1 protein-coding gene is annotated in these 1,090 nt (G+C 66.0%); it reads left to right on the top strand.

What is annotated here, in order from left to right; genetic code table 11:
* Window positions 1-510: 510 nt before the first annotated feature.
* A partial coding sequence (locus tag J0I79_RS33875) for a GntR family transcriptional regulator (protein ID WP_292870185.1) occupies window positions 511-1,090 on the top strand: 580 nt, incomplete at its 3' end.

The raw sequence follows: 1,090 nt of genomic DNA, 5'->3' as shown, positions 1-1,090 counted from the left end.
GCCAATTAGCTGCGGGATGTCCGTTTCAGAAGGGAGTGGCTCGGGCGCTTACGGCGGCATGATTGTGCAATCCTGCCGCTTTCCTCTGGCCGGACGCCCTCCCAGTGGTCCGCCTCGACGTCTTACCCCGACGTCTGTGCGGGGAAGTCTACGCCGCTCTGTCTCCCTCGCGAGGGCCAGTTTTCCAGAAAATGAAGGAACCAGTTGTGTTGGCGGGCGGCTGTGGCAGGATGGGTAATGGGGGATTTGAATACGTTGACGCAGCACCGACGAAGTAAGCTTTCAAGGTTGGCGCGAGGCACCGCCCTCTGTCCTGCCGGACATCTCCCCCGCAAGGGGGGAGATAGGCTGTGTCAGTGCCGGTGCTTCTTCTGCAACGTGGGCGATTGGCGAAAGCCTGGGCGACATCCGATCTCCCCCCTTGCGGGGGAGATGGCCGGCAGGCCAGAGGGGGGTGGGCGGGAACTCGGCGTGCAAAGTTACCGTTTTGCAACTGGCACGATCTGACCCATGCGCCTCCACTCCAAACCGCAAACCTTCCCCCTCGACATGCTGGCCGTGAACCGCGCCAGCCCGGAGCACCTGTCGCGCCAACTCTATCACGGCCTCGTCGGCATCATCCGCAACCGCACGCTGCCCCCAGGTTCGGAACTGCCTTCCACCCGCGCACTGGCTGCCGAGCTCGGCCTCGGCCGCAACACCATCGTCTCGGCCTATGATCAACTGATCACCGAAGGCTATCTGGCGAACCGCCAGGGGGCGCGGCCGGTTATTGTCGATCTGCCGGATGGACCGCGCGAGGTGCCGGCCGAGGCGCCTGCCGTGCCGCTACGGTCGCCCTCGCGGCGCGGTGAGGAACTGCTCAGCCAGCCCTGTCACCACGGCACGCCGGGGCGATTTGCCTTCCACCCCGGCATGCCGGATGCGGCGAGCTTTCCCTTCGGCGTCTGGGGCAGGCTGGTGGCGCGCCGCGCCAGCCATGGCGAAACGCTGTTCGGCACCTATGAGGTGACCGGCCACCCGGCGCTGAAACAGGCGATCGCCGGTTATCTCCTTTCCGCGCGCGGCGTCAGCTGCCGGCCGGAGCAGA

Source organism: Mesorhizobium sp. (assembly GCF_017306585.1).
Classification (GTDB): Bacteria; Pseudomonadota; Alphaproteobacteria; order Rhizobiales; family Rhizobiaceae; genus Mesorhizobium.
This window is presented reverse-complemented; position numbering and strand designations above follow the sequence as displayed.